Origin of the sequence: Halorubrum sp. ASP1 (assembly GCF_005435135.1) — an archaeon.
Lineage (GTDB): Archaea > Halobacteriota > Halobacteria > Halobacteriales > Haloferacaceae > Halorubrum > Halorubrum tropicale.
The window spans coordinates 1-24,586 of sequence record NZ_SGUA01000003.1; the positions used below are offsets into that span (position 1 = coordinate 1).

Sequence of the window (24,586 nt, forward strand, 5' to 3'; positions counted from 1 at the left end):
CACCCATCCCGCGTTCCCGCTGACCGATCTCGCCCCCTCCGCGTTCCCGCTGACCGATCTCGCCCCCTCCGCGTTCCCGCTGACCGCTTCAGTCTGCCCCGCCTCTCGAACCCGTCCCGAAGCCGCGCCGAACCATGCGGATTGATGTGTGGGAGCGCCGAACGGGGAGCGAGCGCCGCATGAAACGGATCCGGTTCTCGGCCGCCTACCCGGAGCGGCTCCGCCACCCCCTCCACCGATCGATCGTCGGCGAGTCGCCGATCGCTCGCGCCGAGCTGCTGATGTGGAGTCCGACGGCGGACGCGACGACGCTGCTCTGGTTCGACGGCGACCGCGACGCGACGACCGCCGCCGTCGAGGCGCTCGACTCGCTGGTCGCGCGCAGCCTCGTGCGCGGCGCGGGCGGGACCTACGCCTTCCTCCGACAGGACGACTACGAGTTCCCGGCGGCCCTCCTCGACACCGTCGCGGCGTCGCGGGTGATATTCCTCCCGCCGGTCGTCTTCCGCGAGGACGGCGACGTGCGGTTCGAGGCGGCGGGCGCGGCCGAAGCGCTCAGCGCGTTCCACGACGACCTCGCCGACCTCGCCGACCTCACCATCGAGCGGGTCCGGGAGTTCGAGCGCCGGCGGACCCCCTCCCGGCTGACCGACCGACAGCGCGCGGCGCTGGAGGCGGCGGTCTCGGCGGGGTACTACGAGGTGCCCCGCGGGGGGACCGTCGCGGACGTCGCGGCCGCGCTCGACTGCGCGACGAGCACGGCCGGGGAACTGCTCCGCAAGGCGGAGGCGGCGGTCGTCGAGCGCGCCGTCGAGCCGGAGTGACGGCGCCCGCCGCGAGGGAGAGACCCGCGTTTACAGCCGCTCGCGGAGCGTGTCCGCGGTCGCGTCGCCGACGCCGTCCACGTCGATGAGGTCCTCCCGGGAGGCGTCACGGACGTTCTCGACCGAGCCGAACCGCCGGAGCAGCCGGCGGCGCGTCTCGGGGCCGACGCCGGGCACGTCGTCGAGGACAGTCGCCACCTCGTCGCGGACGGTCTGGTGGTACGCGACCGCGAAGCGGTGCGCCTCGTCGCGCACGCGCTGGAGGAGGTGGAGCTCGGGCGCGCCGTCGTCCCACCGCCGGGTCCCGGTCGGGGTGACGACCAGCTCCTCCGCCTTCGCGAGGGCGACGACGGGCACGTCCCACCCCGTCTCCGCGAGCGCGTCGCGGGCGGCCCCCAGCTGTCCGTCGCCGCCGTCGATGAGGAGGAGGTCCGGGTCGGGGCGGTCGTCCGAGCCGTCGAGCGCGCGCTCGGCGCGCCACCGGACCAGCTCGCGCATGTTCGCGTAGTCGTCGTTGCGCTCGGTGAGCTTCTTCCGGCGGTAGTCGGCCGTCTCCGCGCTCCCGTCGACGAAGCACACGTCGGAGCCGACCACCGCGGTCCCCTGCGCGTGGCTCACGTCGAACCCCTCGATCCGCTCGGGGCGGGCGATCCCGAGCCGCTCGCCGAGCGCGCCCACGGGGTCGTCGCGGCCGCCGCGCTTCCGGGCGTTCTTCAGCGCGAGCTCGACCAGCTTCGCCTCGCGGCCGGCGCCCGGCACGCGGACCGCGACCCCCTCGCCCTCCAGCCAGTCGACCACGTCCGGGTCGGCGGGCCGCTCGGCGAGCAGGACCGCGTCCGGGAACTCCCGCTCGGCGTAGTACTGCGCGAGGAACGCCGCGAGGACGGCGGCCGGGGTGTTGGCGTCGGCGGACGAGGGGCCGCCGTCCGCGCCCTCGACCGCCGCGGCGTCCAGCCGGTGCCGGCTCCGGTCGACGAGCTGGCCCCGTTCGCTGTGGAGCCGGGCCACGCGGGCGGCGTCGCCCTCGACGGCGGCCGCCAGCACGTCGACCGTGCGGTCGTCGCTCCGGTCGCTGACGGCCTCGCCGCCCTCGCCGTGGAACGCCTCGACGGCCTCCAGCCGGTCGCGGAGGTTCGCGGCGCGCTCGAACTCGTTCGCCTCGGCGGCCGCCTCCATCCGGCGGCGGAGGGGGTCGGCGAGGACGCCGGTCTCGCCCTCGAAGAAGCGCCGCGCCGCGGCCACGTCCTCGGCGTACTCCTCCGGCGAGATTTCGCCCGTACACGGCGCCGAGCAGATGCCCATCTCGTAGTCGAGGCAGGGCCGGTCGCGGCCCTCGTACTTGTGGTCCGAGCAGCCGCGCAGCCGGTACTCGTCGCGGATCGCCTTCACGACGGTCTCGACGCGTCCCACGTCGGTGAAGGGACCGTACGCGACCGCGCCCGCCTCGGGGTCGCGGGTCACTTCGATCCGGGGCACCTCGTGGTCCGAGAAGGCGACCAGGGGGTACGACTTGTCGTCCTTCAGCCGGACGTTGTAGCGCGGCCGGAGCCGCTTGATGAGGTTCGCCTCCAAGAGGAGCGCCTGCGTCTCCGTGTCGGTGACCGCGAACTCGATCCGGTCGGCGCGCTCGACCATCCCCCTGATCCGCCCCGAGCGCGGGTCCGCGTACGACCGCACCCGGTCGCGGAGGTCGAGCGCCTTCCCGACGTACAGCGTCGCCTCGCCCGCCCGGAACTGGTAGACCCCCGGCTCCGTCGGGAGGTCTCGGGCCCGCTCGCGCACCGCGTCGGCGTCCATCGGTCTCGGACCGACGTAGCCGCCCGACGCCATTGAACGCTGCGGGGCGCGGTCCCCGCCGCCCCGAGGCCGCTCGTCGAGGTTATCAGAATCGAATATCGGGACGGACGCTTTATGATGGCGCTTGGGAGACGGTGACGTAGACATGAGTAGACTTCGCGAGCGCCTGCGGAACGCACTCGGGTGGGGGAGCGATTCCCGGTCGGTCCCCGACGGGGGCGTCGTCGTCGAGGACGGCGAGGGAACGGACGCCGGGACGGCCGCGGCGGACGAGGCCGTCGGCCCGGGCGAGGAGGGGCACGGCGTCGCCGACGAGGCCGGCGTGAACCGCGCGGCGACGCTCGCCGGCGCCGGCTTCGAGCAGGTGTTCAACGCCACCAGCATCCCGACGTTCATCCTCGACTGCGACGGGAACGTCGCCGAGTGGAACGAGTCGATCGCGACGCTCACCGGCGTCGACCGCGACGAGGCGGTCGGGCACGGCCACGTCTCCGAGCTCTTCTACCCCGACGGCCGCCGGGCCGACACGCTCGCGGACAAGGTCCTCGACGCGCCGACGAACGCCGACGAGGTGTACGGCGTCGAGCCGTGCGACTCCGCGCGCGACCGCTACCGCGACGCCAGCACGATGGTCGACCGCCACGGCGAGGAGCGCCACATCGAGTTCACGGCGACCGCGCTGTACGACGACGGCGAGCTCGTCGGCGTGACCGAGGTCGTCATCGACCGGACGGAGACGGTGAACGAGCGCGACGCGACGAGCGAGCTGGTCGCGGAGGTCCGCGAGACCGCCGAGGCGATCGGCGAGGGGGACCTCGACGCCCGCGCGGGCCACCGCGACTCCTTCGAGCACCTCGACGGCGACCTGATCCGCGTCGTCGACGTCGTCAACCGGATGGCCGACAACCTCGACGAGCTCTCCTCGGGCGTCCACGAGAAGGCGCGCGACCTCGACGAGACGGTCGAGGAGGCGAGCGCCGCGGCCGCCGACATCGCGGAGAACGTCGACGAGCAGAACGAGCTCTTGGAGGAGAGCGTCTCGGAGATGCAGTCCTTCTCCGCCGGGATGGAGGAGGTCGCCGCCACCGCCGACCAGGTCGACTCCGCGGCCGTCGCCGCGAGCGAGGCGGCCGACGAGGGCCTCGACGCCAGCGAGGACGCCCGCGAGGCGACCGAGGACGTCGTCGAGATCGGCGACGAACTAGTCGAGAGCGTCGGCGCGCTCTCCGAGCGCATGGACGACATCGAGGAGGTCATCGAGGTCATCTCCGACGTGGCCGAGCAGACGAACCTGCTCGCCCTGAACGCCAACATCGAGGCCGCCCGCGCCGGCGAGGGCGGCGACGGCTTCGCGGTCGTCGCCGAGGAGGTGAAGAAGCTCGCCGACGAGACCCGCGGTTACACCGAGGAGATCACGGAGAGCCTCGACAAGCTCCAGACCCAGTCGGCGGAGACGACGACCGCCGTCGAGCGTTCCCACGAGCGCATCGAGGACGCGGGCACCGAGATCGAGACGGTGCTCGACTCCCTCGAAGAGATCGCCGACGCCGTCGACGAGGCGGCCGCGGGCGTCGCGGAGGTCGCGCGGACCACCGACGACCAGGCCGCGACCGTCGAGGAGCTCACCTCCTCGCTGGAGGCGGTCCGCGAGCGCTCCGACCGCACCGAGGACGCGACCGAGCGCATCGTCGACGCCACCGACGACCAGGAGGCGGCCGTCGACGAGCTGATCGCCCGCGTCGAGCGCCTCGACGCCCGGTAACGGCCCGTCGACGCCGCGGCCCGCCCGCTCTTCCGGCAACGCCCCGTCGACGCCGCGGCCCGCCCGCTCTTCCGAGGTCTCGTTCTCCGCGTTTTTCCCCCGCGTACCCTTCCCCTCCGCCGAACGTTTAACCCCGCTCAACCCCCAGAAATCGTATGTCCGTTACGCCGCCCGGACCGCTCGGCGACCCCCTCTTCGGGAACGGTCGCCAGTTCGCTGACGACCCGTTCGGATTCCTGCGCGCCTGCGCCGACAGCTACGGCGACGTGGTGGGGCTCGACCTCGGCCCGCGAGAGACGTACCTGCTCACGAACCCCGCCGACGTCGAGCGCGTGCTCGTCGCGGACGCCGAACGCTACCGCAAGCCGCAGTTCGACGACGCGATGGATACGCTCCTCGGTGACGGCCTCCTGCTGAGCGAGGGCGACACGTGGAAGCGCCAGCGCCGGCTCGCGAACCCCGCCTTCCACAACCGCCGGATCGGCGCGCTCGCCGGCGTGATGGCCGACCACGCCGAGTCGCACGTCGCCGACTGGGAGGACGGCGACGTCGTCGACGTCCAGCTGGAGCTTGCGCGGCTCACCGTGAAGATCATCGTCACGGCCATGTTCGGTGCCGACATCAGCGACGAGGAGGTGAAGACGGTCCAGGAGAACCTCGAACCGCTCGGCGCCCGGTTCGAGCCGGACCCCCGCCGGTTCCTGATCCCGGACTGGCTGCCGACTCGGGAGAACCGCGAGTTCGACGCCGCCATCGACACGCTCGAATCGGTGATCGACGACATCGTCGCCCGCCGCCGCGGTACGGAGCGCGACCCGAGCGTCGACCCCGCCGGGCCCGACGGCACCGGCGTCCGCGGGCCGCCCGGCGACCCCGACGCCGACCTCCCGATGGACCTGCTCTCCGTCCTGCTCCGCGCCCGCGACCGCGGCGAGCAGACCGACGAGAACCTCCGCGACGAGCTGGTGACGATGCTGCTCGCCGGCCACGACACCACCGCGCTCGCGTTGACGTACGCGTTCTACCTCCTCTCGAACCACCCCGAGGCCCGCGACCGCGTCGCGAGCGAGGCCCGGGAGGCGACGGCCGACGGCCCCCTGACCGCGGCCGCCGTCCGCGACATGGACTACACCGAGCGCGCCCTCAACGAGTCGATGCGGCTCTACCCGCCGGTGTACACGCTGTTCCGCGAACCGAAGCTCGACGTGAAGCTCGGGGGGTACCGCATCCCCGAGGGGTCGGCGCTGATGGTGTCCCAGTGGGCGATCCACCGGTCCGGGCGCTGGTACGACGACCCCGAGGCGTTCGACCCGGACCGCTGGACCCCGGAGCGCCGGAGCGAGCGCCCCCGGTTCGCGTTCTTCCCGTTCGGCGGCGGGCCTCGCCACTGTATCGGGAAGGCGTTCTCGCTCCTGGAGGCGAAGATCATCCTCGCGACGGTCTGCTCGCGGTTCGACCTCGATTACGAGGGGCCGGACCTCTCCTTACGCGGGTCGCTGACGATGCACCCGAACCACCCGGTGCCGATGCGGATCCGCGAGCGCTGAGGGATGGCCGGCGCCGACGAGGCGACCCCCGACGGCGAGGCGACCCCCGACGGCGAGGCGACCTCCGAGGCCGACGTCTACTGCGCCCGCTGCGGCGATCCGCTCTCGCGCGGCCTCGTCGCGAGCGGACGGCGCGCCTGCTGTCTCAACGCGACCCCCATCGCCGGCGTCTGCCCGACGCACGGTCCGGTGGGGCCGCACCACGCGGTCGAGGAGCCGAACGACGACGAGGCGGCCGACGCCGGCGTAACGCCGACCGACCCCGCGTGACCGCGTAACGCTACAGCTCAACGCTCGACGCGACCTCCCGGAACTCCGGGTCCCACACGTCGAGCGCGTGGACCCGCCACCGGACCGGGTCGAACGCGGCGTCGACGAGGTCGGCGACGACGCCCGGCTCCGGGTTCCCGCCCCGCGCCAGCGTGACGTGCGGCACGTAGTCGTCGCCCTCGATTCCCTCCACCGCCCCGAACGCCGCGCAGAGCCGTCGGTGGAGCCGATCCAGTCCGTCGCTCTCGACGCTCAGGTAGACGACCGGCCGCGACCCCGACCGCGGCGCGTCGAAGACGTCGATCCCGGTCACGGCGACCTCGAAGGGGCCGACGCCGGCGAGCGGCCGACGAAGCCGCTCGCGCAGGCGGTCGAGGGCTTCTTCCCGAGGCGGCGGCTCCCGACTCCCTTCCCGCCCACCTCCTTCGTCCTCGTCGCGCTCCCCGTCCCGTACGTCCGCGACGCCGAACCGCTTACAGACGAGGGTGCGGCGCTCGCGGACGCGGTCGAACCCCGACAGTTTCGGGTGGAGATCGGCCGCGAGGCGGTCGACGCCGGGCGGCAGCGGGACGTTGAGGCTGAACACGTCGGCGGGCGCCTCAGATCCGATCGGTGAGGTGTAAGGCGATCACGACGACGAGCGCGATCCCGATCAGCGTCGGGAGCGCGTCGAGCAGCCAGAACGCGACCTCCAAGACGGTCCCGACGATCTCCAGGAGAAGCCACACGACGACGAGCAGTAACACGACCTTCAGCAGGTCGTCGGTGTCGATCTCGGCGCGGTTCATGCTCCGAAGCGACGCGGCAGCGATAAAAATCCGGTGGGTGTCGGCGGCCGACCCCCGCGAACGGCCCTACGCGATCTTCTCGTACTGCTCGGAGAGCTTCTCGGCGGCCTCGTCGAGCAGATCGGCCTCGTACTCGTCGAGGTCCCACTCGACGACCTCCTCGACGCCGTTCGAGCCCAGCTTCGCGGGCACGCCGAGCGCCGTGTCGTCGTAGCCGTACTCGCCGTCGAGGACGACCGAGCACGGGAGCACCTCGCCGGTGTCGTTGAGGATGGCCTCGACCGTGTGGGCGACGCCGGTGGCGGGCCCCCACTGCGTGGCGCCCTTCCGGCTGATCACGTCCATCGCGGACTCCTGGAGGTCCGCGAGGATCTCTTCCTTCTCGTCGGCGTCGAACGACGGGTCCCGGCCGTCGACGCGCACCTTCGAGAAGACCGGCGCCTGCGCGTCGCCGTGCTCGCCGAGGATCGTCGCCTCGACGTTCTTGACGGGCGCGTCGAAGCGCTCGGAGAGGACGTAGCGGAAGCGCGCGGAGTCGAGCCGGCCGCCGAAGCCGATCACCTTGTGGCGGTCGCGGTCGCCCGCCTCGTAGAGGTGGCGGTTGAGCAGGTCGACCGGGTTCGACGTGGTGACGGTGACGAAGTCGTCGTTGTGCTCGGCGATCGACGACCCGATGTCCTCCATGATCGGCGCGTTGTCGCCGGCCAGGTCGATTCGGGTCTGTCCCTCCTTCCGCGGGATGCCGGCCGTGATGACGACGACGTCCGATCCGGCCGTGTCCTCGTACTCTCCCTGCCGGACGGTCGTGTTCGAGTCGTAGGCGACGCCGTGGTTCGCGTCGGCGGCCTGTCCGATCGTCGTCTCGCGCTGGTCCGGGATGTCGACGAAGACGAGCTCGTCGACCACGTCGCGCAGCGCGAGGTTGTAGCCCGCCGCGGCTCCGACGGTCCCCGCCGCACCGATAACGCTGACCTTTGTCATACCGTCTTGATCCGCGACCGGACGGCGAGTAAACGTTTCGGAACCCCCCAACGTCCGCGGGCGCCGTCGCGAAACCCCTAACTCCCGCGGCGTCGAACCGTCGCCTCGTGCCGACGTTCCGCTACCCGTGCCCGGGCTGTCGGACGACGAACAGCCTCCACGACGCCGACTGCGAGTTCGAGGGCGTGAGCTGGCCGACCGTCGAGAAGGCCTACACGGACCTCCTCTCGGTGCTGTCCGCCGAGCCCGACGGCCTCTCGGAGGCGGCGCTGCGGGACGCGGTCCCCGCCGACTGGGGCGGGCTCCACAAGGCCGCGCTCGGCGCGCTCCGCCGCGACCAGCGCGTCGTCGAGGACGGCGACCGGCTCCGCCTGCTCACCGCCGCGGAGTTCAAGGAGCGCGTCTCCGAGCCCACCCGCGAGCCGATGCGCACCGTCTATCAGCACGGCTCCGTGCCGGGCTGTCACGACAACGCCGTCTTCGCGATGGTGGCGTGGTACGAGATGGTCGGCCTCTCGTGGCCCGAGACCCGCGAGAACGTGATCGAGTGGCTCCGCGAGTCGGGCGCGTGGGACCGCGGCGGCTTCGAGGAGTCGACGCCGGGGGAACTCGTCGACGCCAAGCGCCACGTGTACGACGAGGGGTACGGCTGGAAGGAGAAGGGCCAGGCCGCGAAGCGCGTCATCGAGCGCCACCTGTAGCGCCGACTTAAGTCGCCCCGCGACCTCTCGACACCGTGACACACCCGGAAGCCGGCGCCGCGCCGACCGCGGACCCCGACGCGGCCGCCGTCAGTGACGCCGACGCCGCCGACGGCGACGGCGCCGACCGCCCCCCGGCCGTCGCCAACCCCCGCCGCGCGCTCGCCGTCGTGATCGGCGTCGTGTTCATCGACCTCGTCGGCTTCGGGATCGTGATCCCCATCCTCCCCTTCTACGTCCGGTCGTTCGGCGTCAGCGACGCCTTCATCGGGCTGCTCGCAGCCTCCTACTCGCTCGCGCAGTTCGTCGCGGCGCCCACGCTCGGCCGGCTCTCCGACCGGATCGGGCGCCGTCCCGTCCTCTTGGCGTCGCTCGCGGCCGCCGGCGTCGCGTGGGTGACGTTCGGCTACGCCGGCTCGGCCGGCGCGCGCTTCGGCCCCGTCGCCGCGCTGGCGGTGCTCTTCGCCTCCCGCACGCTGGCCGGCGCGATGGGCGGCAACATCGCCGCCGCGCAGGCGTACGTCGCCGACATCACGCCGCGGGACCGGCGGGCGGGCGCGCTCGGCCTCGTCGGCGCGTCGTTCGCGCTCGGGTTCGTGTTCGGGCCGGCGATCGGCGGCCTGCTCGCCGCCGACGCGGTGGTAGCTCGCGCCGACGCGCTCCTCCCGGCGTTCGTCCCCGCGACGCCGTACTCGCTGCCGAGCTTCGCGGCGGCGGGGATGAGCTTCCTCGCGGTCGCCGTCGGGTTCCTCTTCCTCGAGGAGCCGACGCGGACGCGCCCGGCGGCGGCCGGCGGGCGCACCACCGCGATCGGCCAGTTCCGCGACGCGCTCGCGTCCGCGTCGCTCCGGCCGCTGACGGTCGCGTACTTCGTCGTCGCCGTCGCGTTCGCGGGCGTCCAGGTGATGTTCATCCCGTACGTCGCGGACGCGTTCGGTTACGACGCGACGGCCGCGGCGTTCCTGCTCACCTACGTCGGCGTCCTCGGCGCGGTGAACCAGGGCGTCGTCGTCGGTCGGCTCTCGCGGGTCGTCCCCTCGCGGACGCTCGTCGCCGCCGGGTCCGTCGTCCTCGCGGGCGCGCTCGCCGCGATCCCCGCGACCGGACTGGTCGACCGGGTCGCGGGCGGAGTCGCCCTCGGCGGGCCGGGGTGGCTCACGCTCCCTCTGCTCGCGCTGCTCGCCGCGCTCGCCGCGCTCTCGCTCGGCAACGCCCTCGTGAACGTCTCGCTGGCGACGCTCGTCTCCGCGTCGGCCGACGACGCCGACCAGGGGGCCGCCTTTGGCGTGACGCAGGGCGCGTCGAGCCTCGGGCGGACCGTCGGCCCGCCGCTGATGGCGGTGCTGTACACGGTCGCCGTCGCGTCGCCGTTCCTGATCGGCGCGCTGCTCCTCGCGCCCGTGGCGCTCGCGTTCGGACGCCGGGCCGGGTGAGCGCTCCGGGCGGGCGGTGAGCGGCCGTCCCGCCTCCGCACGACAGTTTTACGCCCGCCGTCGCCGTCGTGCCTCGCACATGGCCCTCGACCTCGTTCCCGCCTGGCCCGCCGTCGGATCCCTCGCGGGCGGGGCGGGGGCGGTCGCGCTCGCGTGGGCGATCCGCCAACACCGCGGCCGCCCCGGCGTCGACTGGTTCCTCGGCGTCTTCGCCGCGCAGGCGACGTGGTGCGTCTCCTACGGCGTCGGGCTGCTCGTCGTCGACCCGGCGGTCCGCGCCGCGCTGGAGACGGCGATGTGGCTGGGCGTGATCTGGACCGGGGTCGCCTTCCTCGGCTTCGCCTTGGAGTACACCGGCCGGAGCGACGTGGTCCGGAGCCGCCTGTTTGGGGCGGTCGCCGGGTTCGGCCTCCTCTCGTCCGTCCTCGTCGCCACGAACCCCCTCCACGGCGCCTTCTGGACCGACCTCTCGCGCGCCCCCGTCTTCGGCGTCGAGACCGTCTCGTACGCGTTCGGTCCGTGGGCGTACCTCACCGTCGCCGTCGAGACCGTCCTCGTCGCCAGCGCGGTCTTCCTCCTCGTCGACACGCTGCTCAGCTACGGGCCGCTGTACCGCCGCGAGAGCGCGGCGGTCGCCCTGAGCTCGCTGCCGCCGGGGTTCGCCTTGGTCGCGTGGACGCTCCAGCTCGGCCCGGTCCCGCAGCTCCAGCTCGCGCCGGTGATGTTCGTCCCGCACGTGATCCTGGACGCGTACGCGTTCGACCGCGCGGAGATGTTCGACCGGAACCCGACCACCAGCCGCGCCGCCGAGCGCACCGCGATCGACGACCTCCGGGACCCGATCGTCGCGCTCGCGCTCGACCGCCGCGTCGTCCGGCTCAACCCCGCCGCGGAGACGGTGTTAGGCGTCGACGCCGAGACCGCCCGCGACCGGCCCCTCGCCGACTTCCTCGACCTGCCCGTCGGGATCGGCGACGAGGCGATCGACGCCGCCGACGACGACCCCGGCGACGACGAGGCGGGCGGCGGCTCCCGCGAGACGGTTCAGGTCGACACCGCCGACGGCGCCGGTCGCCGCACGTACGCGGTGTCGGTCTCTCGGCTGACCGATCCGAACGGGACCCACGTCGGCTACACGGTCGTCCTCTCGGACGTCACCGAGCGCGAGCGCCGCCGCCAGCAGTTAGAGGTGCTCAACCGAATCTTGCGCCACAACCTCCGCAACGACGCCGGCGTCGTCCACGGCTACGGCGAGATCCTCCGCGACCGCCTCGACGACCCGGAGCTGGTCCGGATGGCGGACGCCGTCGAGCGCCGCGCCGGCGCGCTGGCCGCGCTCGGCGAGAAGGCCGGCACCGTCGAGCGGCTCCTCGCCGACAGCGACCCCGCGGCGACCGACGTCCGCGACCTCGTCCGCGCGGTCGTCGCCGACGCCCGCGAGCGCGACCCGGACGCCGTCGTCGAACTCGCGGTCGCCGGCGAGCCCGACGCGGAGACCGACGGCGGCGGAGCGGCCGACTGGACCACCCACGTGAGGCCCGACGCGCTCCGCGCGGTCGTCGAGAACACCGTGGAGAACGCGGTCGACCACCACGACGGCGAGGGGACCGAGCGCGAGGACGGCGGGGCTTGGGTGCGCGTCTCGCTCCGCGGAGAGGGCGGTGCCGAGGCCGAGAGCGGGGGCGACGACCCCCGATTCGTCCTCACCGTCGCGGACGACGGGCCCGGGATCCCCGACCACGAGGTCGAGGCGGTCGAGTCCGGGCGGGAGACCGCCCTCGAACACGGCTCCGGGCTGGGACTGTGGGTCGTCGCGTGGGGCGCCGCCGCGGTCGGCGCCGGGGTGGAGTACGGCGAGCGGGAGCCGCGGGGAACGCGGGTGACGGTGTCGATCCCGGTCGTGGACGGCGAGTGAGTCGGGTCGAAAAACGAGACCGCTGTTCCTCCCGAAAAGGCAGAATTCGGGCGCGTTAGTCGCTCTGAATGCGCGGAGCTAGCATGAAGGTCACGTTCCCCAGCCCCTCGGCGAAGCCGTAGTGGAGCTTGACGGGGAACTCCTCGCCGAGCTCGACGGTGACCTCGGCGTCGGAGGGGATCGCCTTGTTCATGTCCTTGAGGTAGTCGAGGCTGAACAGCGAGTCGGCGGGGCCGGCGGTGAGCGCGATGAGGTCCTCGCGGTCGAGCTTGAGGTTCACGTCGTCGGTGTCGCCCTCGGCCTCGATGAAGAACGCCTCGTCGGTCTCGTCGACGCGGAGGCGGATGTGGTCGGAGACCATGTCGGCGGCCTTGATCCCGCGGTCGAGCTGGGCGCCCTCGACGACGATCTCGGAGGCGAGATCGAGGTCCGGGATGTCCGGCTCCTGGCGGATCGAGTCGGGGTCGATGAGCGCGAGGGTGTACGAGAGGCCGTCGATCTCGATGTGGAGCTTGCGGGTCTCCTCGTCGAGTTCGAGGTGGATCAGGTCGCCGGAGTTGGCCATGCCGGCGATGTCCTCCAAGCGAGCGAGGTTGACGCCGATGACGCCGCCGTCCGCGTCGTACGACTCGAACGCGGCCGCCTCCAGCGTGAGGTCGACCATGCCGACGTTGGCGGGGTCGACGGCCCGGATGGAGAGCTCCTCCTCGTTCAGGCGGATCTTACACTCGTCGACCAACACGCTCACCGAATCGAGCGCGTCCTGAAACGTCGACGCGCCCACGATGGCCTTGAACATATACGTTCAGCTTGGGCGGTATCACCTAAAAAGGCACCCGATCGGAGCGGCGACCGCCGGCTCAGAGCGACCGGATGAGGCGGGCGACGACGACCGCGAGCGTGACGACGGTCCGCCACAGTCGGAGCCGTTCGAGCCGGTATTCGCGCGTGTCGGGCTCGCCCGCCTCGTCGGCCTCGGCCTCCGGCCCGCGGTCGCATTCGCAGGCCGCGTCGCCGTCGGACCGGTCGGGCGGCGGATCGGTCGTTCGGTCCGGCTCGGCTCGGGCGCTCCGATCGGTCGCGTCGCGCTTCGGCGGCTCGCCGCGCTCGGTCGGGCTCGGTTCGGCGTCGGTGCGTTCGGTCGCGGGCAGCGGCTCGTCGGGCATGGTGTCTCTCGGCCGCGTCGGGCCGTACGCGACGATACGCGGTTAATTTATAAATAAACGAGCCGAACGCAAGGCGGAACTGAAACTCGTCCGGGCGGCCGGGGCTCCGATCGGTCGGCCCGCCCCGTTCTCAGACCAGCGGCTCGACGAGGTCCCGCCCCTCGTCGAGGAGCTCGTCGACGGCGGCCTCGGAGTCCGCCTCTGCGTACACGCGCAGCTTCGGCTCCGTGCCCGAGGGGCGGACGAGCAGCCACGAGCCGCTCTCCAAGAGGAGCTTGAACCCGTCGAGGGTGACGACCTTCGCGACGGGGGAGCCGCGGACGGACTCCGGGATGTGGTCCTCCAGCTCGTCGAGGACGCCTTCCTTCCGGTCGTCCGGGCAGTCGAGGGACACCTTCCCGGCCGCGATATGCCCGTGCTCGTCGAGCAGGCGGTCGACGCGCGCGTCGAACGGCTCGGCGGCGTGGGTCGCGGCCGCGAGCAGCGCCATCAGCACGCCGTCCTTCTCGCGGACGTGGCCGCGGAGGGTGAACCCGCCCGACTCCTCGCCGCCGAACAGCGCGTCGTGCTCGCCCATCGCCTCGGCGACCCACTTGAAGCCGACCGGCGTCTCGTACACCGATTCGCCGTGCGCCTCCGCGATGCGGTCGACGAGGAACGTCGTCGAGACGCTGCGGACCGCGGGCCCGGAGTCGGCCTCCAGCAGGCGGTCGTAGCAGGCGGCGTAGAAGAGGTTCGCGTCGAGGACGCCGCGGTCGGGCGTGACGACCGCGATCCGGTCGGCGTCGCCGTCGTTGGCGATCCCGAGGCCCACGTCGCTGTCGGGGTCGGTGACGCGGTCGGCCAGTTCCCCGAGATGTTCCGCCGAGGGCTCGGGGGAGTCGCCGCCGAACGTCACGTCGCGCTCGCAGCGCAGGCGGACGACCTCCGCCCCCGCAGATTCGAGCAGCGCGTCGGTGACGCCGCGCCCGCTCCCGTGCATCGCGTCGTACGCGACCGTGAGCCCGGAGAGGTCGACGCCGCCCTCCGCCCCGGCGAGGTTGCCCACCACCTCGCGGGCCGCGTCGGCGTGGTCGCTCACGAGGTCGACGCGCTCGATTCCGCCGCGCTCGGCCTCGGGCAGCAGGGCGGGCTCCGCGAGCCGGTCGACGACGTCCTCGGTCACGTCGGGGAGCGCGGGCGCGCCGTCGTGGGGAATGAACTTCACGCCGTTGTACTCGGGCGGGTTGTGCGAGGCGGTGACCATACACGCGCCGGCGAGCCCGCGGGCGACGATGGCGTGGGCGATGACGGGCGTCGGCGCGTCGCGCTCGGGCAAGAGTACGTCGAAGCCGTTGCCGGCGAGCACCTCGGCGAGGCTCTCGGCGAACCCCTCGGAGGTCTCGCGGGCGTCGTACCCCACCGCGACCGGTTCGTCGCGACCGGCCGCGTCGAGGTGGTCGGCGACCGCCTGCCCGACGATCCGCACGCGCTCGTCGGTGAAGGTGTCGAGCGTCGCGCGCCAGCCGTCCGTGCCGAAGGCAATCTCGTCCATACCGACCACGTCGGCGGCGAGGGCAATAATGCCCCGTGCCGGTCGCGAGGCTTGCGACGGGCGCGGCGAGCGGCGGAGCCTGGTGAGCGCCCGACGGCTCCGTCGATCGGCCGCGTTTTTGTGGTCGGACCTCGAACCCGAATCATGACCCGAATCGCCGCCGTCTCCGGCAGCCGGAGCGCGGACAGCACCACGCGGGCCGCGCTCCGCGTCGCGCTCGACGCCGCGGCCGACGCCGGCGCGGAGACCGACCTGATCGACCTCGCGGCCGTCGACCTCCCGCTGTTCCATCCCGACGAAGGCGCGCAGGGCGACAGCGAGGCCCTGAAGCGCCGCGTCCGCGAGGCCGACGGCGTCCTCGCCGGCACGCCCGTCTACCGCGGCTCCTACTCGTCGACGTTCAAGAACTTCCACGACTTCTGCGGCTCAGACGAGTACGCGGACACGGCCGTGGGGCTGCTCGCGACCGCCGGCGGCGGCTCCTACGGCGGGACCTTGGAACACCTCCGGTCGACGTTCCGGAACGTCCACGCGTGGACCGTCCCCCACGAGGTCGGGATCCAGGGCGCCTCCTCGAAGGTCGAGACGGCGGCGGCCGCCCCCGACCGCGGGCCGCGGATCACCGACGGGGACATCCGGCGCCGCACGGAGCGGCTGGGCCGGGTCGTCGTCGAGCACGCCGAGCGGATGCGGGAGTGAGAGTGGTCCCGGTCGCCGAGTGCCGGCCGCGGTCGGCAGGGGTTTCCCCCGCGTGGCCGTCCGTCCGCCCATGAGCCGCATCCGCCCGGACGAACTCGACGAACGCCTCGGCACCGACGACGAGCCGTTCCTGCTGGACATTCGGCCCGAGTCGGACTACGGGCGCCGCGCGATCGACGGGAGCCGGAACGTGCCGGTGTACGACGACCTCCGGAGCGGCGACGACGCCCAACTCCGCCGCCGGCTCGACGAGATCCCCGACGACCGCGAGGTCGTCACCGTCTGTAAGATGGGGATCGTCGCCAAGCGCGCGACCCGCGTGCTCGACGAGGCGGGTTACGAGGCGTCGACGCTCGCCGGCGGAATAAGCGGGTGGAGCGGGTACCAGCGCGGGTCGCTCGGCTACAGGATCCGGTCGCTGTGGTGGCGGCTGCGAGGGTGATCGCGCGCGGTCGCGGCACTCGGGCGCCGGAACCCGCCGCCCTTTTGCCCGCCTCGCGCCTACGGCGCCCATGACCGAACCGGGTGACGACGACCGTGTCCGCTAACCGGAAGGGGGACCGCCGCGAGCGCGAGCTGGTGAACGCCTTGGACGAGGCGGGGTTCGCGGTAATGCGCGCGCCGGCCAGCGGCTCCGCCACGGAGCGCGAGCTGCCCGACGTGCTCGCCGGCGACGGCGAGAGGTTCTACGCCATCGAGGCGAAGTCGAGCGCGGGCGACCCCATCTACCTCACCGGCGAGGAGGTGGAGGCGCTGCTCTTCTTCGCGCGGAACTTCGGCGCGAAGGCCCGGATCGCGGTCCGGTTCGACCGCGAGGACTGGTACTTCTTCCACCCGGGCGACCTCTACACCACGGACGCCGGCTCCTACCGCGTGAAGAAGGAGACGGCGCTGGCCGACGGCACCGACTTCCCCGAGTTCGTCGGTGAGACCGAGAAGGTGACGCTCGGCGAGGTCGGCGGGGGCGACGGCGACGCGGACGAGGTCGACCCCGAGACCGGGGAGCGGCGGACGATCCTAGAGGCCGTCCGCGACGGCCACATGCCGGTCGAGGACGCGCTCGACGTGTTGTAGCGCGGCGGACCTCCCGCGCCGCGCGACCCCCTCGCTTATCCCTCGTCGCGTCGAACCCCGGGACGAATGAGCGAGGACTTCGGCCTGCTCGAACCCGCGGACCAGCCCGGCGACGAGTGGGAGCAGCTCGACGTCTCCGACACCGAGGCCGACCGGATCGCCCGGCGGCAGGACCGCGAGTTCGACGAGTTCCGCAAGCGGATCAAAGACACCGAGCAGTTCAAGCTGCAGGAGTCGGTGTTCGACGACGCCACCCTGGCCGCGGTGTACAAGCTGGTCCAAGACGGCTACGTCGACGCCTTCGGCGGCCCGGTGTCGACCGGGAAGGAGGCGAGCGTCTTCGAGGCGCTCGGCGGGCAGGCGGGCGAGCGGCCGGAGCCGGGGTCGGAGGCCGCCGGCGGCGGCCCCGAGGGCGTCACGCCCGAGCGCGAGGTCGCGGTGAAGGTGTACCGGATCAACTCCTCGAACTTCCGGCAGATGCGCGACTACTTGGAGGGCGACCCGCGCTTCGAGGGGATCGCGAGCGACAAGAAGGCGGTGGTGTTGGCGTGGACCCGCAAGGAGTTCGCGAACCTCTCGCGTGCGCGACAGGCCGGCGTCCGCGTGCCCGAACCGATCGCGGTCCAGCGCAACGTCCTCGTGATGGAACTGGTCGGTCACGCCGAGGACCGCGCCCGGCGGCTGAGCGAGGTCGACGTGGAGAACCCCGAGACCGCCTACGAGGTCGTCCGCGAGTACATGCGCCGCCTGTACGGCGCCGGGCTGATCCACGGCGACCTCTCGGAGTACAACATGATCATCCACGAGGGCGAGCTGGTGATCATCGACCTCGGGCAGGCGGTGACGGTCCACCACCCCAACGCCGGGGAGTTCCTGACGCGCGACTGCGAGAACGTGGCCGCCTTCTTCACGCGTCAGGGGATCGACGTCGACCCCGACGACCTCCGCGCGTACGTGACGGAGCCCGAACCGGATCCGACGGGTGAGCCGGGAGCGGACGGCGAACCGGAGTCGGACGAAGGGGCGACCGAGTAGACCGACGCGGGCTCCGGCGTAAGCGGCCGAAGACCACCGTCACGCGGCCACACACCGCCCGCGGCGGAACACGCTTAAAAGGCTCCGCCGGGTACCCCGTGGCATGCAACACGTGACGGTTCCGCAGGACCGGATCGGCGTCGTCATCGGCGCCGGCGGCGAGACGATGCGGGAGATCGAAGAGCGGGCGAACGTGCGGCTCGACATCGACTCCGAGTCGGGGAGCGTCGCCATCGAGGAGCGCGACGACCCGGTCGCGGCGATGGTGGCCCCCGACGTGATCAAGGCGATCGGCCGCGGCTTCAAGCCGGAGACGGCGCTGTCGATCCTCGACCACGACCTCCGGACGCTCGATCTGATCGACCTGTCGGAACACACCCGCAACGACAACGACCTCCAACGCAAGAAGGGCCGGATCATCGGCGAGAACGGTCGCACGCGCGAACTGATTGAGGAGCTGTCGGGCGCGAACGTCGTCGTCTACGGCTCGACGGTCGGCGCCGTCGGCCAGCCCGAGGAGCTGGAAGTGGTCCGGCGCGCGGTCGGGATGCTGCTCGACGGCGCCCCGCACGGCGCGGTGTACTCGTACTTGGAGCGGATGTCGAACGAGCTCGACGACGACGTGAGCTTCAGCGCGCCGCAGTAAGCAGGATCCGTTATCACTTTCGGCGTCGCCGTCGCTGTTTGTTTATGAAGTGTTGTTACCAGCGGTGTCGTGAGTACTGTCAAAGCCTCAGCCGCTGGCTTATAAACAGCTGACCACAGATCGACGGTGACTACCTGCAAAGCCCCAGCCGCGAGGACGCCGTACGCTCGCTGCGCTCCTCGCTCAGTCGCTACCGCTCCTTCGCTGTGGTGCTTGCGTCGCCTACGGCGTCCTCGCGGCTGCCCCTTTGAGCCCCACCCCGACCGCACAGCAACCGCAGCCTCACACCTCCCCAGCCTCGTCGCTGGCACCCTCCGCTTCGCTCCGGGAGCCAGCGACTCCCTCACGCGTGCGACTCACGCCCTCCGGGCGTTCGTCGGCACGCGCCACCGCGGTCCGTTTATAAACAATGCGCGTCCAGCAGTTGATCTGGTGTTCTATATAAAGACCCGTGTGAACGCACCGCATACCGGCCGATACTCCCCCACCGTGTTGCGGTTCCGCACGATACGAGCGAAGGGTTTATATAGAATCACAATCAATCAATGGCTGTAATGTCACAGCGTCAGCGGATGGGCAATCAGCCCATGATCGTACTTTCTGAAGAGTCGCAGCGTACCTCCGGAAAGGACGCGCAGAACATGAACATCACGGCCGGCAAGGCGGTCGCGGAGTCCGTCCGCACCACGCTCGGCCCGAAAGGGATGGACAAGATGCTCGTCGACTCCGGCGGGTCCGTCGTCGTCACGAACGACGGCGTCACCATCCTGAAGGAGATGGACATCGACCACCCGGCGGCCAACATGATCGTCGAGGTCTCCGAGACGCAGGAGGAGGAGGTCGGCGACGGCACCACCTCCGCGGTCGTGGTCGCCGGTGAGCTCCTCGACCAGGCCGAGGAGCTCCTCGACCAGGACATCCACGCGACGACCCTCGCGCAGGGGTACCGCCAGGCCGCCGAGAAGGCCAAGGAGATCCTCGACGAGGAGGCCATCGACGTCTCCGCCGACGACCGCGACACGCTCGTCGAGATCGCCGAGACGGCGATGACGGGCAAGGGCGCGGAGAACTCCAAGGACCTCCTCGCCGAGCTCGTCGTCGACGCCGTCCTCGCGGTCCAGGACGACGACGGCATCGACACGGAGAACGTCTCCGTCGAGAAGGTCGTCGGCAGCTCCATCGACGAGTCCGAGCTCGTCGAGGGCGTCATCGTCGACAAGGAGCGCGTCGACGAGAACATGCCCTTCGCGGTCGAGGACGCCGACGTCGCGCTGTTCGACGGCGCCATCGAAGTGAAGGAGACGGAGATCGACGCCGAGGTCAACGTCACGGACCCCGACCAGCTCCAGCAGTTCCTCGACCAGGAGGAGGAGCAGCTCCGCGAGATGGTCGACCACCTGACCGAGATCGGCGCCGACGTCGTCTTCGTCGGTGACGGCATCGACGACATGGCGCAGCACTACCTCGCGCAGGAGGGCATCCTGGCCGTCCGCCGCGCGAAGTCCGACGACCTCAAGCGCCTCGCCCGCGCGACCGGCGGCCGCGTCGTCTCCAACCTCGACGACATCGAGACGGACGACCTCGGCTTCGCCGGCTCCGTCGCCCAGAAGGACATCGGCGGCGACGAGCGCATCTTCGTCGAGGACGTCGAGGAGGCGAAGTCCGTCACCCTCATCCTCCGCGGCGGCACCGAGCACGTCGTCGACGAGGTCGAGCGCGCCATCGACGACTCGCTCGGCGTCGTCCGCACGACGCTGCTCGACGGGAAGGTGCTGCCCGGCGGCGGCGCCCCCGAGGCCGAGCTGGCGCTCCAGCTCCGCGACTTCGCCGACTCCGTCGGCGGCCGCGAGCAGCTCGCCGTCGAGGCGTTCGCCGACGCCTTGGAAGTCGTCCCGCGCACCCTCGCCGAGAACGCGGGCCTCGACCCCATCGACTCGCTGGTCGACCTCCGCTCCCGCCACGACGGCGGCGAGTTCGGCGCCGGTCTCGACGCCTACACGGGCGACGTGATCGACATGGAGGCCGAGGGCGTCGTGGAGCCGCTCCGCGTCAAGACCCAGGCCATCGAGTCCGCCACCGAGGCGGCCGTCATGATCCTCCGCATCGACGACGTCATCGCCGCGGGCGACCTCAAGGGCGGCAGCACCGATGACGGCGGCGACGACGGCGGCCCCGGCGGCGCGCCCGGCGGCATGGGCGGCGGCATGGGCGGCATGGGCGGTATGGGCGGCGCGATGTGAAGCTCGGCTAACGCCTTCACACCCCAATCCGACCGCAGCCGCTTCGCCGAACCGTCCGCAGACCGACCGTCGCGCGCCCCTTCGGGCCCGACGACACGCGACTTTTATCGACGATCGGACCCGCGTAGCGACGCGCTTGTTCCCCGGTCTGGATCCTCACTTCTCCCCACCGAGTCCCGCGCTACTGATCCCCACATTCGTCGCCGACGACACGAGGGTAACACCCGCGTAACCACCGGACGGCGGTGTCCGCGAGCGGTTAAGTGACTCCCGGCCCTCCGATGATCCGACGAGGTTCTCACGTTCACCATGCCACAGCAGAAGGCCGATTACGCAGACGACGCCGAGATCGACGCGGAACTAGACGAGCTTCCCGACGACGAGACGGTCGAGGAGACGGTCGCGAACCTAGAGGAGCGCGGCTTCGACGTGGTCGTCGTCGACAACGCCGACGAGGCGCTGGAGACCGTGACGTCGCAGATCCCCGCCGGGGTCTCCGTGATGAACGGGCACTCGACGACGCTCGAAGAGATCGGGTTCGACGAGTTCCTGAGCGAGGGCGACCACGAGTGGGAGAGCCTCCCGGACCGGATCTGGGGCATCGACGACGACGCGGAGCGACAGGCCGCGCGGCGCGAGTCCCAGACCGCGGACTACTTCCTCGGCGGCATCAACGCGGTCGCGCAGACGGGCGAGCTCGTCGCCGCCGACCTCTCCGGCAGCCGGATCGGCGCGTACCCGTTCGCCGCGGGCAACGTCGTCATCGTCACCGGGATCAACAAGATCGTTCCGACGCTCGACGACGCCCTCGACCGGCTCGAGTCGGTCGCGTACCCGCTGGAGAACGAGCGCGCGCAGGAGGCGTACGGCGTCGAGTCCGCCATCGCGAAGCAGCTGATCTACCGCCGCGAGACCGAGGAGGGCCGCACGACGGTCGTCCTCGTGCGCGAACAGCTCGGGTACTGAGCCCGCGCCGACGCTCCACGCGCTTTCTTCCCCTTTCGACGGCCTCGCGGCGAGCAATGCTACGACCCGCGAGGATACGGGCCGGGAGGGATTCGAACCACGGTCGCTCCCGTTCGCTCGCTACGCTCGCTTCACCTCCCGCTCCTTGATTCGAATCCCTCCCGACCGGTTCGCTCGACGGTTCGCGCTGCTCACCGTCTCGCTGTACGGGCCGGGAGGGATTCGAACCCCCGACCGTCCGGTTAAAAGCCGGACGCTCTCCCTAACTGAGCTACCGGCCCAGACGAACTGTCGTAGGGTCAGCCGACGGATAAACGTTTAGAACCGCGGTAGGGGTCGGCGTCGCCACCCGAAACGGTTTCCCGGCCCCCGCCGTCGCCGCGACCATGGACTTCGACATGCGCGCGTTCGCCGCCGACCTCTGTCGGCACCGCTCGACCGCCGGCGAGGAGGCGGCCGCGGCCGCGTTCGTCGCGGAGCGACTCGCCGACCTCGGCTTCGAGACGTACGCCTGGGACGCCGACCCCGCCGTCCTCGCGGACCACCCCTCCTTTCCGGACGACCTCGACGCGGCGGCCGTCGAGGGGCGGCGCAGCGTCGCGGGCGTTCTCGAACTCGGCGACGCGACCGACGCGACCGACGCGGGCGACGGGGACGACTCGGTCCCCACCCTCGTGTTGAACGGCCACCTCGACGTCGTCCCCGCCGAGCCGGCCGAATGGTCGAGCGACCCGTTCGAGCCGGTCTGGGGCGACGGTGCGGCCCGGGACGCGCCGCCCGGCCGCGACGGCGAGACGCTCACCGCCCGCGGCGCCGCCGACATGAAGTCGGGGCTGGCGGCCTGCGTCGGCGCCGCGGTGGACGTCCGCGAGGGGGTCGCGGATGGCTCGGTCGACCTCCCACCGTCCGGGCTCCGGCTCGTCGTCGAGGCCGTCGCGGGCGAGGAGGACGGCGGCTACGGCGCCGCGACCGCCGCGCTCGCGAGCCCGTTCCCCTTCGAGCGCGACGCGGCGATCGTCGCGGAGCCGACCGAGCTGCGCCCCGTCGTCGCCTGCGAGGGGTCGCTCATGGCCCGGCTGGAGATCGACGGGCGGAGCGCGCACGCGGCCACCCGGTGGCGCGGCGAGGACGTGCTCCCGCGGTTCGAGGCCGTGCGAGAGGCGTTCGCCGACTTAGAGGCCGAGCGCGCCGAGTCGGTGTCGCACCCGCTGTACGAGTCCTTCCCGGTCCCGTGGCCGGTCGTCTGCGGTCGGGTCGAGGCCGGCTCGTGGGCCTCGACGGTCCCGGCGACGCTCGACGCGGAGTTCCGGATCGGCGTCGCGCCCGGCGAGACCGTCGCCGAGGTGGAGGCGGCGTTCCGCGAGCGGCTGGACCGGGTCGCGACCGACGACCCCTGGCTGCGCGAGCACCCGCCCCGGTTCGAGCGGTTCTCGGTCCAGTTCGAGCCGGCCGAGATCGCCGTCGACGAGCCGGTCGTGGAGGCGGTCCGCGCCGGCCTCGCCGCGACCGGCCACCCGGACGTCGAGCCGCGGGGCGCGACGTACGGCGCGGACTCGCGACACTTCGTCGCCGCCGGGATCCCGGCGGTGCTGTTCGGTCCCGGCACCATCGACGAGGCGCACTACCCGGACGAGACGATCGCGTGGGAGGAGGTCGTCGCGGCGCGGGACGCCGTCGCCGCCGCCGCCGAGCGGTTCGCGACCGACTACGCCGCCTAGTCGGCGACGCGCGGTTCCCTCGGTCTCGTCGTCTACCGGTCGTCGCCGAGGTACTCGTCGAGCGCGTCCGCGACGATGGCGCCCGGCTCGACGGTCTCCATGGAGGCCCGGCGGCGCAGTTCGACGTAGGTGTCCGCCGGGAGCCGGAGCTGAAGCCGGCCGAGTTCGACTCCCGCGTCGCGGACCGCGGCCGCGACGTCCGCCCCGTCGTTGACCGCCGACGCGACGGCGCGCACCTCGCGGACCGTGAGGTCCCCGTCTATCGTCGCCCACGCGAGCAGGTAGCGGTCCCGCCCGCCGAGCCGCGCGACGTGTTTCGCGGCGCTGGGCGCGATCCGCCCGTTGGCGACTTGCCGCCGGACCGCCTGCGGCAGGTCGTGGACCCGCGCCCACTTGCGGATGAACGCGACGGAGACGCCCTCGCCCCCGCGCTCGGCCGCCTCTTTGTACGACCCCACGCCGCGGACGAGCGCCGCGCAGGCGGCGGCGCCGCGCAGCATCAGGACGTTGTCGTCGTCGCTCACGTCGCCGGCCGCGAAGCGGGCCACCGTCTCCGCGGCCTCCGCGACGCTGTCGGGGTCGTTCGGGTCGAACCCCACCGCGTCCGCGGCCCGGTCGCCCGTCACCGCCGGGTCCGACCGGACCACCGGTTCGCCGACGGGGGACCGCCGGTCAGCGCGTGACTCCTCGGTCATACACGTCCCTTCGGGGCCGCAGGTATAAACGCCGGGCACCGGGGCGGAACTCGCCCGAACGCGGGACGCCCCTCGGCGCGGGCCCTACTTCGCCGTTCGGGCCGCGGCGTCGCCGTCGTCCCCCTCGTTCGGCCCTCTCGCGTACAGGACGTACGAGTACGCGACGGTGGCCGCGGCGGTCGCGAGCGCCGGCCCGACGAGGAAGTACACCGCGTACTCGCCGGCGAAGAGGCCGACGACCGCTATCGCGGCGGAGAGCTTGAACAGCCGCGCGCCGAGCGCGTGGGTCCGGTCCCACACGGCGTCGTCGCTGAGCGTCCACGGCGTCCGGATCCCGACGAACCAGTTCGGCTCGACGTGCGGGAGCAGCGTCCCGAGGTAGTAGAACAGCGCGGCCGCGCCGGCCACGGCGAGCGTCGTCACGTCGACCGCGTAGCCGAGGTTGACGGCGAGCACGGCGAGGTGAACGGCGACGAGGAACGCGGTGACCACGACGACGAACCGGTCGTAGTGGACGCGGAACGCGGCGATGTTCTCCCCGAGGGGGTCGATCCGCGGGAGCAGCGCGAACAGGCCGATCAGCCCGGCCGCGAGCCCCGGCACGAACCACATCCCGAGCGTTCGCGGGAGGGTTCCGGTCGGCTCGCCGGCGCCGTTCCACTGCGTCACCATCCGCTCGGGCAAGCCCGGTGCGACCGCGAGGCTGGCGGCGGCGCCGACGGCGACGAGGAGGGCCGCGACGCCGAACCGGAGCCGCGTGGAGAGTCGGGAGTCGGAGGGCATACGCGCGGAGAG

At 72.2% G+C, this 24,586-nt stretch carries 24 protein-coding genes and 1 tRNA gene; 15 read left to right on the plus strand and 10 right to left on the minus strand.

What is annotated here, in order from left to right:
* Positions 1–179 precede the first annotated feature (179 nt).
* On the plus strand, positions 180–824 hold the full coding sequence (locus tag EXE48_RS04950; protein ID WP_199236349.1) for a helix-turn-helix domain-containing protein: 645 nt from the start codon (positions 180–182) through the stop codon (positions 822–824).
* Positions 825–854: 30 nt separating this feature from the next.
* Here EXE48_RS04950 and EXE48_RS04955 read toward each other — a convergent pair whose 3' ends face one another.
* Entirely contained in the window at positions 855–2,621 is a 1,767-nt protein-coding gene (locus tag EXE48_RS04955; protein WP_137710896.1) for an excinuclease ABC subunit C, read from the minus strand.
* A gap of 145 nt (positions 2,622–2,766) precedes the next feature.
* Here EXE48_RS04955 and EXE48_RS04960 point away from each other — a divergent pair, with 145 nt between their 5' ends.
* The 3 genes from EXE48_RS04960 to EXE48_RS04970 all read left to right on the plus strand — a co-directional run bounded on the left by EXE48_RS04960 (position 2,767) and on the right by EXE48_RS04970 (position 6,200).
* Positions 2,767–4,383 (plus strand): methyl-accepting chemotaxis protein, encoded by a 1,617-nt coding sequence (locus tag EXE48_RS04960; protein ID WP_053770298.1) that lies wholly within the window; start codon positions 2,767–2,769, stop codon positions 4,381–4,383.
* Positions 4,384–4,538: 155 nt separating this feature from the next.
* Positions 4,539–5,930 carry a cytochrome P450 gene (locus tag EXE48_RS04965; RefSeq protein WP_053770299.1) on the plus strand — a complete coding sequence of 464 codons (1,392 nt, stop codon included), beginning with the start codon at positions 4,539–4,541 and terminating at the stop codon, positions 5,928–5,930.
* Positions 5,931–5,933: 3 nt separating this feature from the next.
* Positions 5,934–6,200 (plus strand): hypothetical protein, encoded by a 267-nt coding sequence (locus EXE48_RS04970; RefSeq protein ID WP_053770300.1) that lies wholly within the window; start codon positions 5,934–5,936, stop codon positions 6,198–6,200.
* Positions 6,201–6,210: 10 nt separating this feature from the next.
* Here the strand turns inward: EXE48_RS04970 and EXE48_RS04975 are convergent, their stop codons facing one another.
* The 3 genes from EXE48_RS04975 to mdh form a co-directional block, all read right to left on the minus strand.
* The gene (locus EXE48_RS04975) at positions 6,211–6,786 is read right to left on the minus strand and encodes a 2'-5' RNA ligase family protein (RefSeq protein ID WP_137710897.1); all 576 of its coding nucleotides are present in this window, start codon (positions 6,784–6,786) and stop codon (positions 6,211–6,213) included.
* 13 nt (positions 6,787–6,799) lie between these two features.
* On the minus strand, positions 6,800–6,988 hold the full coding sequence (locus EXE48_RS04980) for a DUF7554 family protein (RefSeq protein WP_053770302.1): 189 nt from the start codon (positions 6,986–6,988) through the stop codon (positions 6,800–6,802).
* 66 nt (positions 6,989–7,054) lie between these two features.
* Positions 7,055–7,969, minus strand: a complete 915-nt coding sequence (mdh, locus tag EXE48_RS04985) for a malate dehydrogenase (protein ID WP_053770303.1) — start codon at positions 7,967–7,969, stop codon at positions 7,055–7,057.
* Positions 7,970–8,076: 107 nt separating this feature from the next.
* Between mdh and EXE48_RS04990 the strand changes: the two genes are divergently transcribed.
* The 3 genes from EXE48_RS04990 to EXE48_RS05000 all read left to right on the plus strand — a co-directional run bounded on the left by EXE48_RS04990 (position 8,077) and on the right by EXE48_RS05000 (position 12,018).
* A complete protein-coding gene (locus tag EXE48_RS04990; protein ID WP_121563330.1) occupies positions 8,077–8,670 on the plus strand; it encodes a DUF7474 family protein in 594 nt (197 codons plus the stop codon).
* A gap of 35 nt (positions 8,671–8,705) precedes the next feature.
* Positions 8,706–10,103: an MFS transporter gene (locus EXE48_RS04995; RefSeq protein ID WP_137710898.1), complete on the plus strand. Its 1,398-nt coding sequence runs from the start codon at positions 8,706–8,708 to the stop codon at positions 10,101–10,103.
* A 79-nt stretch (positions 10,104–10,182) separates the two neighbouring features.
* Complete coding sequence (locus EXE48_RS05000; RefSeq protein WP_137710899.1) at positions 10,183–12,018, plus strand: sensor histidine kinase; 1,836 nt, start codon at positions 10,183–10,185, stop codon at positions 12,016–12,018.
* 55 nt (positions 12,019–12,073) lie between these two features.
* Here the strand turns inward: EXE48_RS05000 and EXE48_RS05005 are convergent, their stop codons facing one another.
* From EXE48_RS05005 to EXE48_RS05015, 3 genes are all read right to left on the minus strand, one after another.
* Positions 12,074–12,817 (minus strand): DNA polymerase sliding clamp, encoded by a 744-nt coding sequence (locus tag EXE48_RS05005; RefSeq protein ID WP_004599283.1) that lies wholly within the window; start codon positions 12,815–12,817, stop codon positions 12,074–12,076.
* 61 nt (positions 12,818–12,878) lie between these two features.
* Positions 12,879–13,184, minus strand: coding sequence for a hypothetical protein (locus EXE48_RS05010; RefSeq protein WP_053770307.1), 306 nt, complete (start codon positions 13,182–13,184; stop codon positions 12,879–12,881).
* A gap of 130 nt (positions 13,185–13,314) precedes the next feature.
* Positions 13,315–14,718, minus strand: coding sequence for a phosphohexomutase domain-containing protein (locus tag EXE48_RS05015; RefSeq protein ID WP_137710900.1), 1,404 nt, complete (start codon positions 14,716–14,718; stop codon positions 13,315–13,317).
* A gap of 144 nt (positions 14,719–14,862) precedes the next feature.
* Between EXE48_RS05015 and EXE48_RS05020 the strand changes: the two genes are divergently transcribed.
* The 7 genes from EXE48_RS05020 (at position 14,863) to EXE48_RS05050 (ending at position 21,378) form a co-directional block, all read left to right on the plus strand.
* Entirely contained in the window at positions 14,863–15,417 is a 555-nt protein-coding gene (locus tag EXE48_RS05020; protein WP_053770309.1) for an NADPH-dependent FMN reductase, read from the plus strand.
* Positions 15,418–15,487: 70 nt separating this feature from the next.
* Positions 15,488–15,859 carry a rhodanese-like domain-containing protein gene (locus EXE48_RS05025; protein WP_053770310.1) on the plus strand — a complete coding sequence of 124 codons (372 nt, stop codon included), beginning with the start codon at positions 15,488–15,490 and terminating at the stop codon, positions 15,857–15,859.
* An 83-nt stretch (positions 15,860–15,942) separates the two neighbouring features.
* Positions 15,943–16,491, plus strand: a complete 549-nt coding sequence (gene hjc, locus EXE48_RS05030) for a Holliday junction resolvase Hjc (protein WP_137710901.1) — start codon at positions 15,943–15,945, stop codon at positions 16,489–16,491.
* Between the two features lie 66 nt (positions 16,492–16,557).
* Positions 16,558–17,526: a serine/threonine-protein kinase Rio1 gene (rio1, locus tag EXE48_RS05035; protein WP_137710902.1), complete on the plus strand. Its 969-nt coding sequence runs from the start codon at positions 16,558–16,560 to the stop codon at positions 17,524–17,526.
* Positions 17,527–17,629: 103 nt separating this feature from the next.
* Positions 17,630–18,172 carry a 16S rRNA 3'-interacting factor aDim2p gene (locus EXE48_RS05040; RefSeq protein ID WP_053770313.1) on the plus strand — a complete coding sequence of 181 codons (543 nt, stop codon included), beginning with the start codon at positions 17,630–17,632 and terminating at the stop codon, positions 18,170–18,172.
* A 587-nt stretch (positions 18,173–18,759) separates the two neighbouring features.
* Positions 18,760–20,412 (plus strand): thermosome subunit alpha, encoded by a 1,653-nt coding sequence (gene thsA / locus EXE48_RS05045; RefSeq protein WP_137711036.1) that lies wholly within the window; start codon positions 18,760–18,762, stop codon positions 20,410–20,412.
* Positions 20,413–20,721: 309 nt separating this feature from the next.
* A complete protein-coding gene (locus EXE48_RS05050; RefSeq protein ID WP_137710903.1) occupies positions 20,722–21,378 on the plus strand; it encodes a lactate utilization protein in 657 nt (218 codons plus the stop codon).
* Positions 21,379–21,585: 207 nt separating this feature from the next.
* Here EXE48_RS05050 and EXE48_RS05055 read toward each other — a convergent pair.
* Positions 21,586–21,659: transfer RNA gene (locus EXE48_RS05055), tRNA-Lys, on the minus strand.
* Positions 21,660–21,764: 105 nt separating this feature from the next.
* Between EXE48_RS05055 and EXE48_RS05060 the strand changes: the two genes are divergently transcribed.
* Positions 21,765–23,096: a M20/M25/M40 family metallo-hydrolase gene (locus tag EXE48_RS05060; RefSeq protein WP_137705084.1), complete on the plus strand. Its 1,332-nt coding sequence runs from the start codon at positions 21,765–21,767 to the stop codon at positions 23,094–23,096.
* A gap of 32 nt (positions 23,097–23,128) precedes the next feature.
* Here EXE48_RS05060 and EXE48_RS05065 read toward each other — a convergent pair whose 3' ends face one another.
* Positions 23,129–23,791: a DUF7119 family protein gene (locus tag EXE48_RS05065; protein WP_137710904.1), complete on the minus strand. Its 663-nt coding sequence runs from the start codon at positions 23,789–23,791 to the stop codon at positions 23,129–23,131.
* An 84-nt stretch (positions 23,792–23,875) separates the two neighbouring features.
* Positions 23,876–24,574, minus strand: coding sequence for an SdpI family protein (locus tag EXE48_RS05070; protein ID WP_137710905.1), 699 nt, complete (start codon positions 24,572–24,574; stop codon positions 23,876–23,878).
* Positions 24,575–24,586 lie beyond the last annotated feature (12 nt).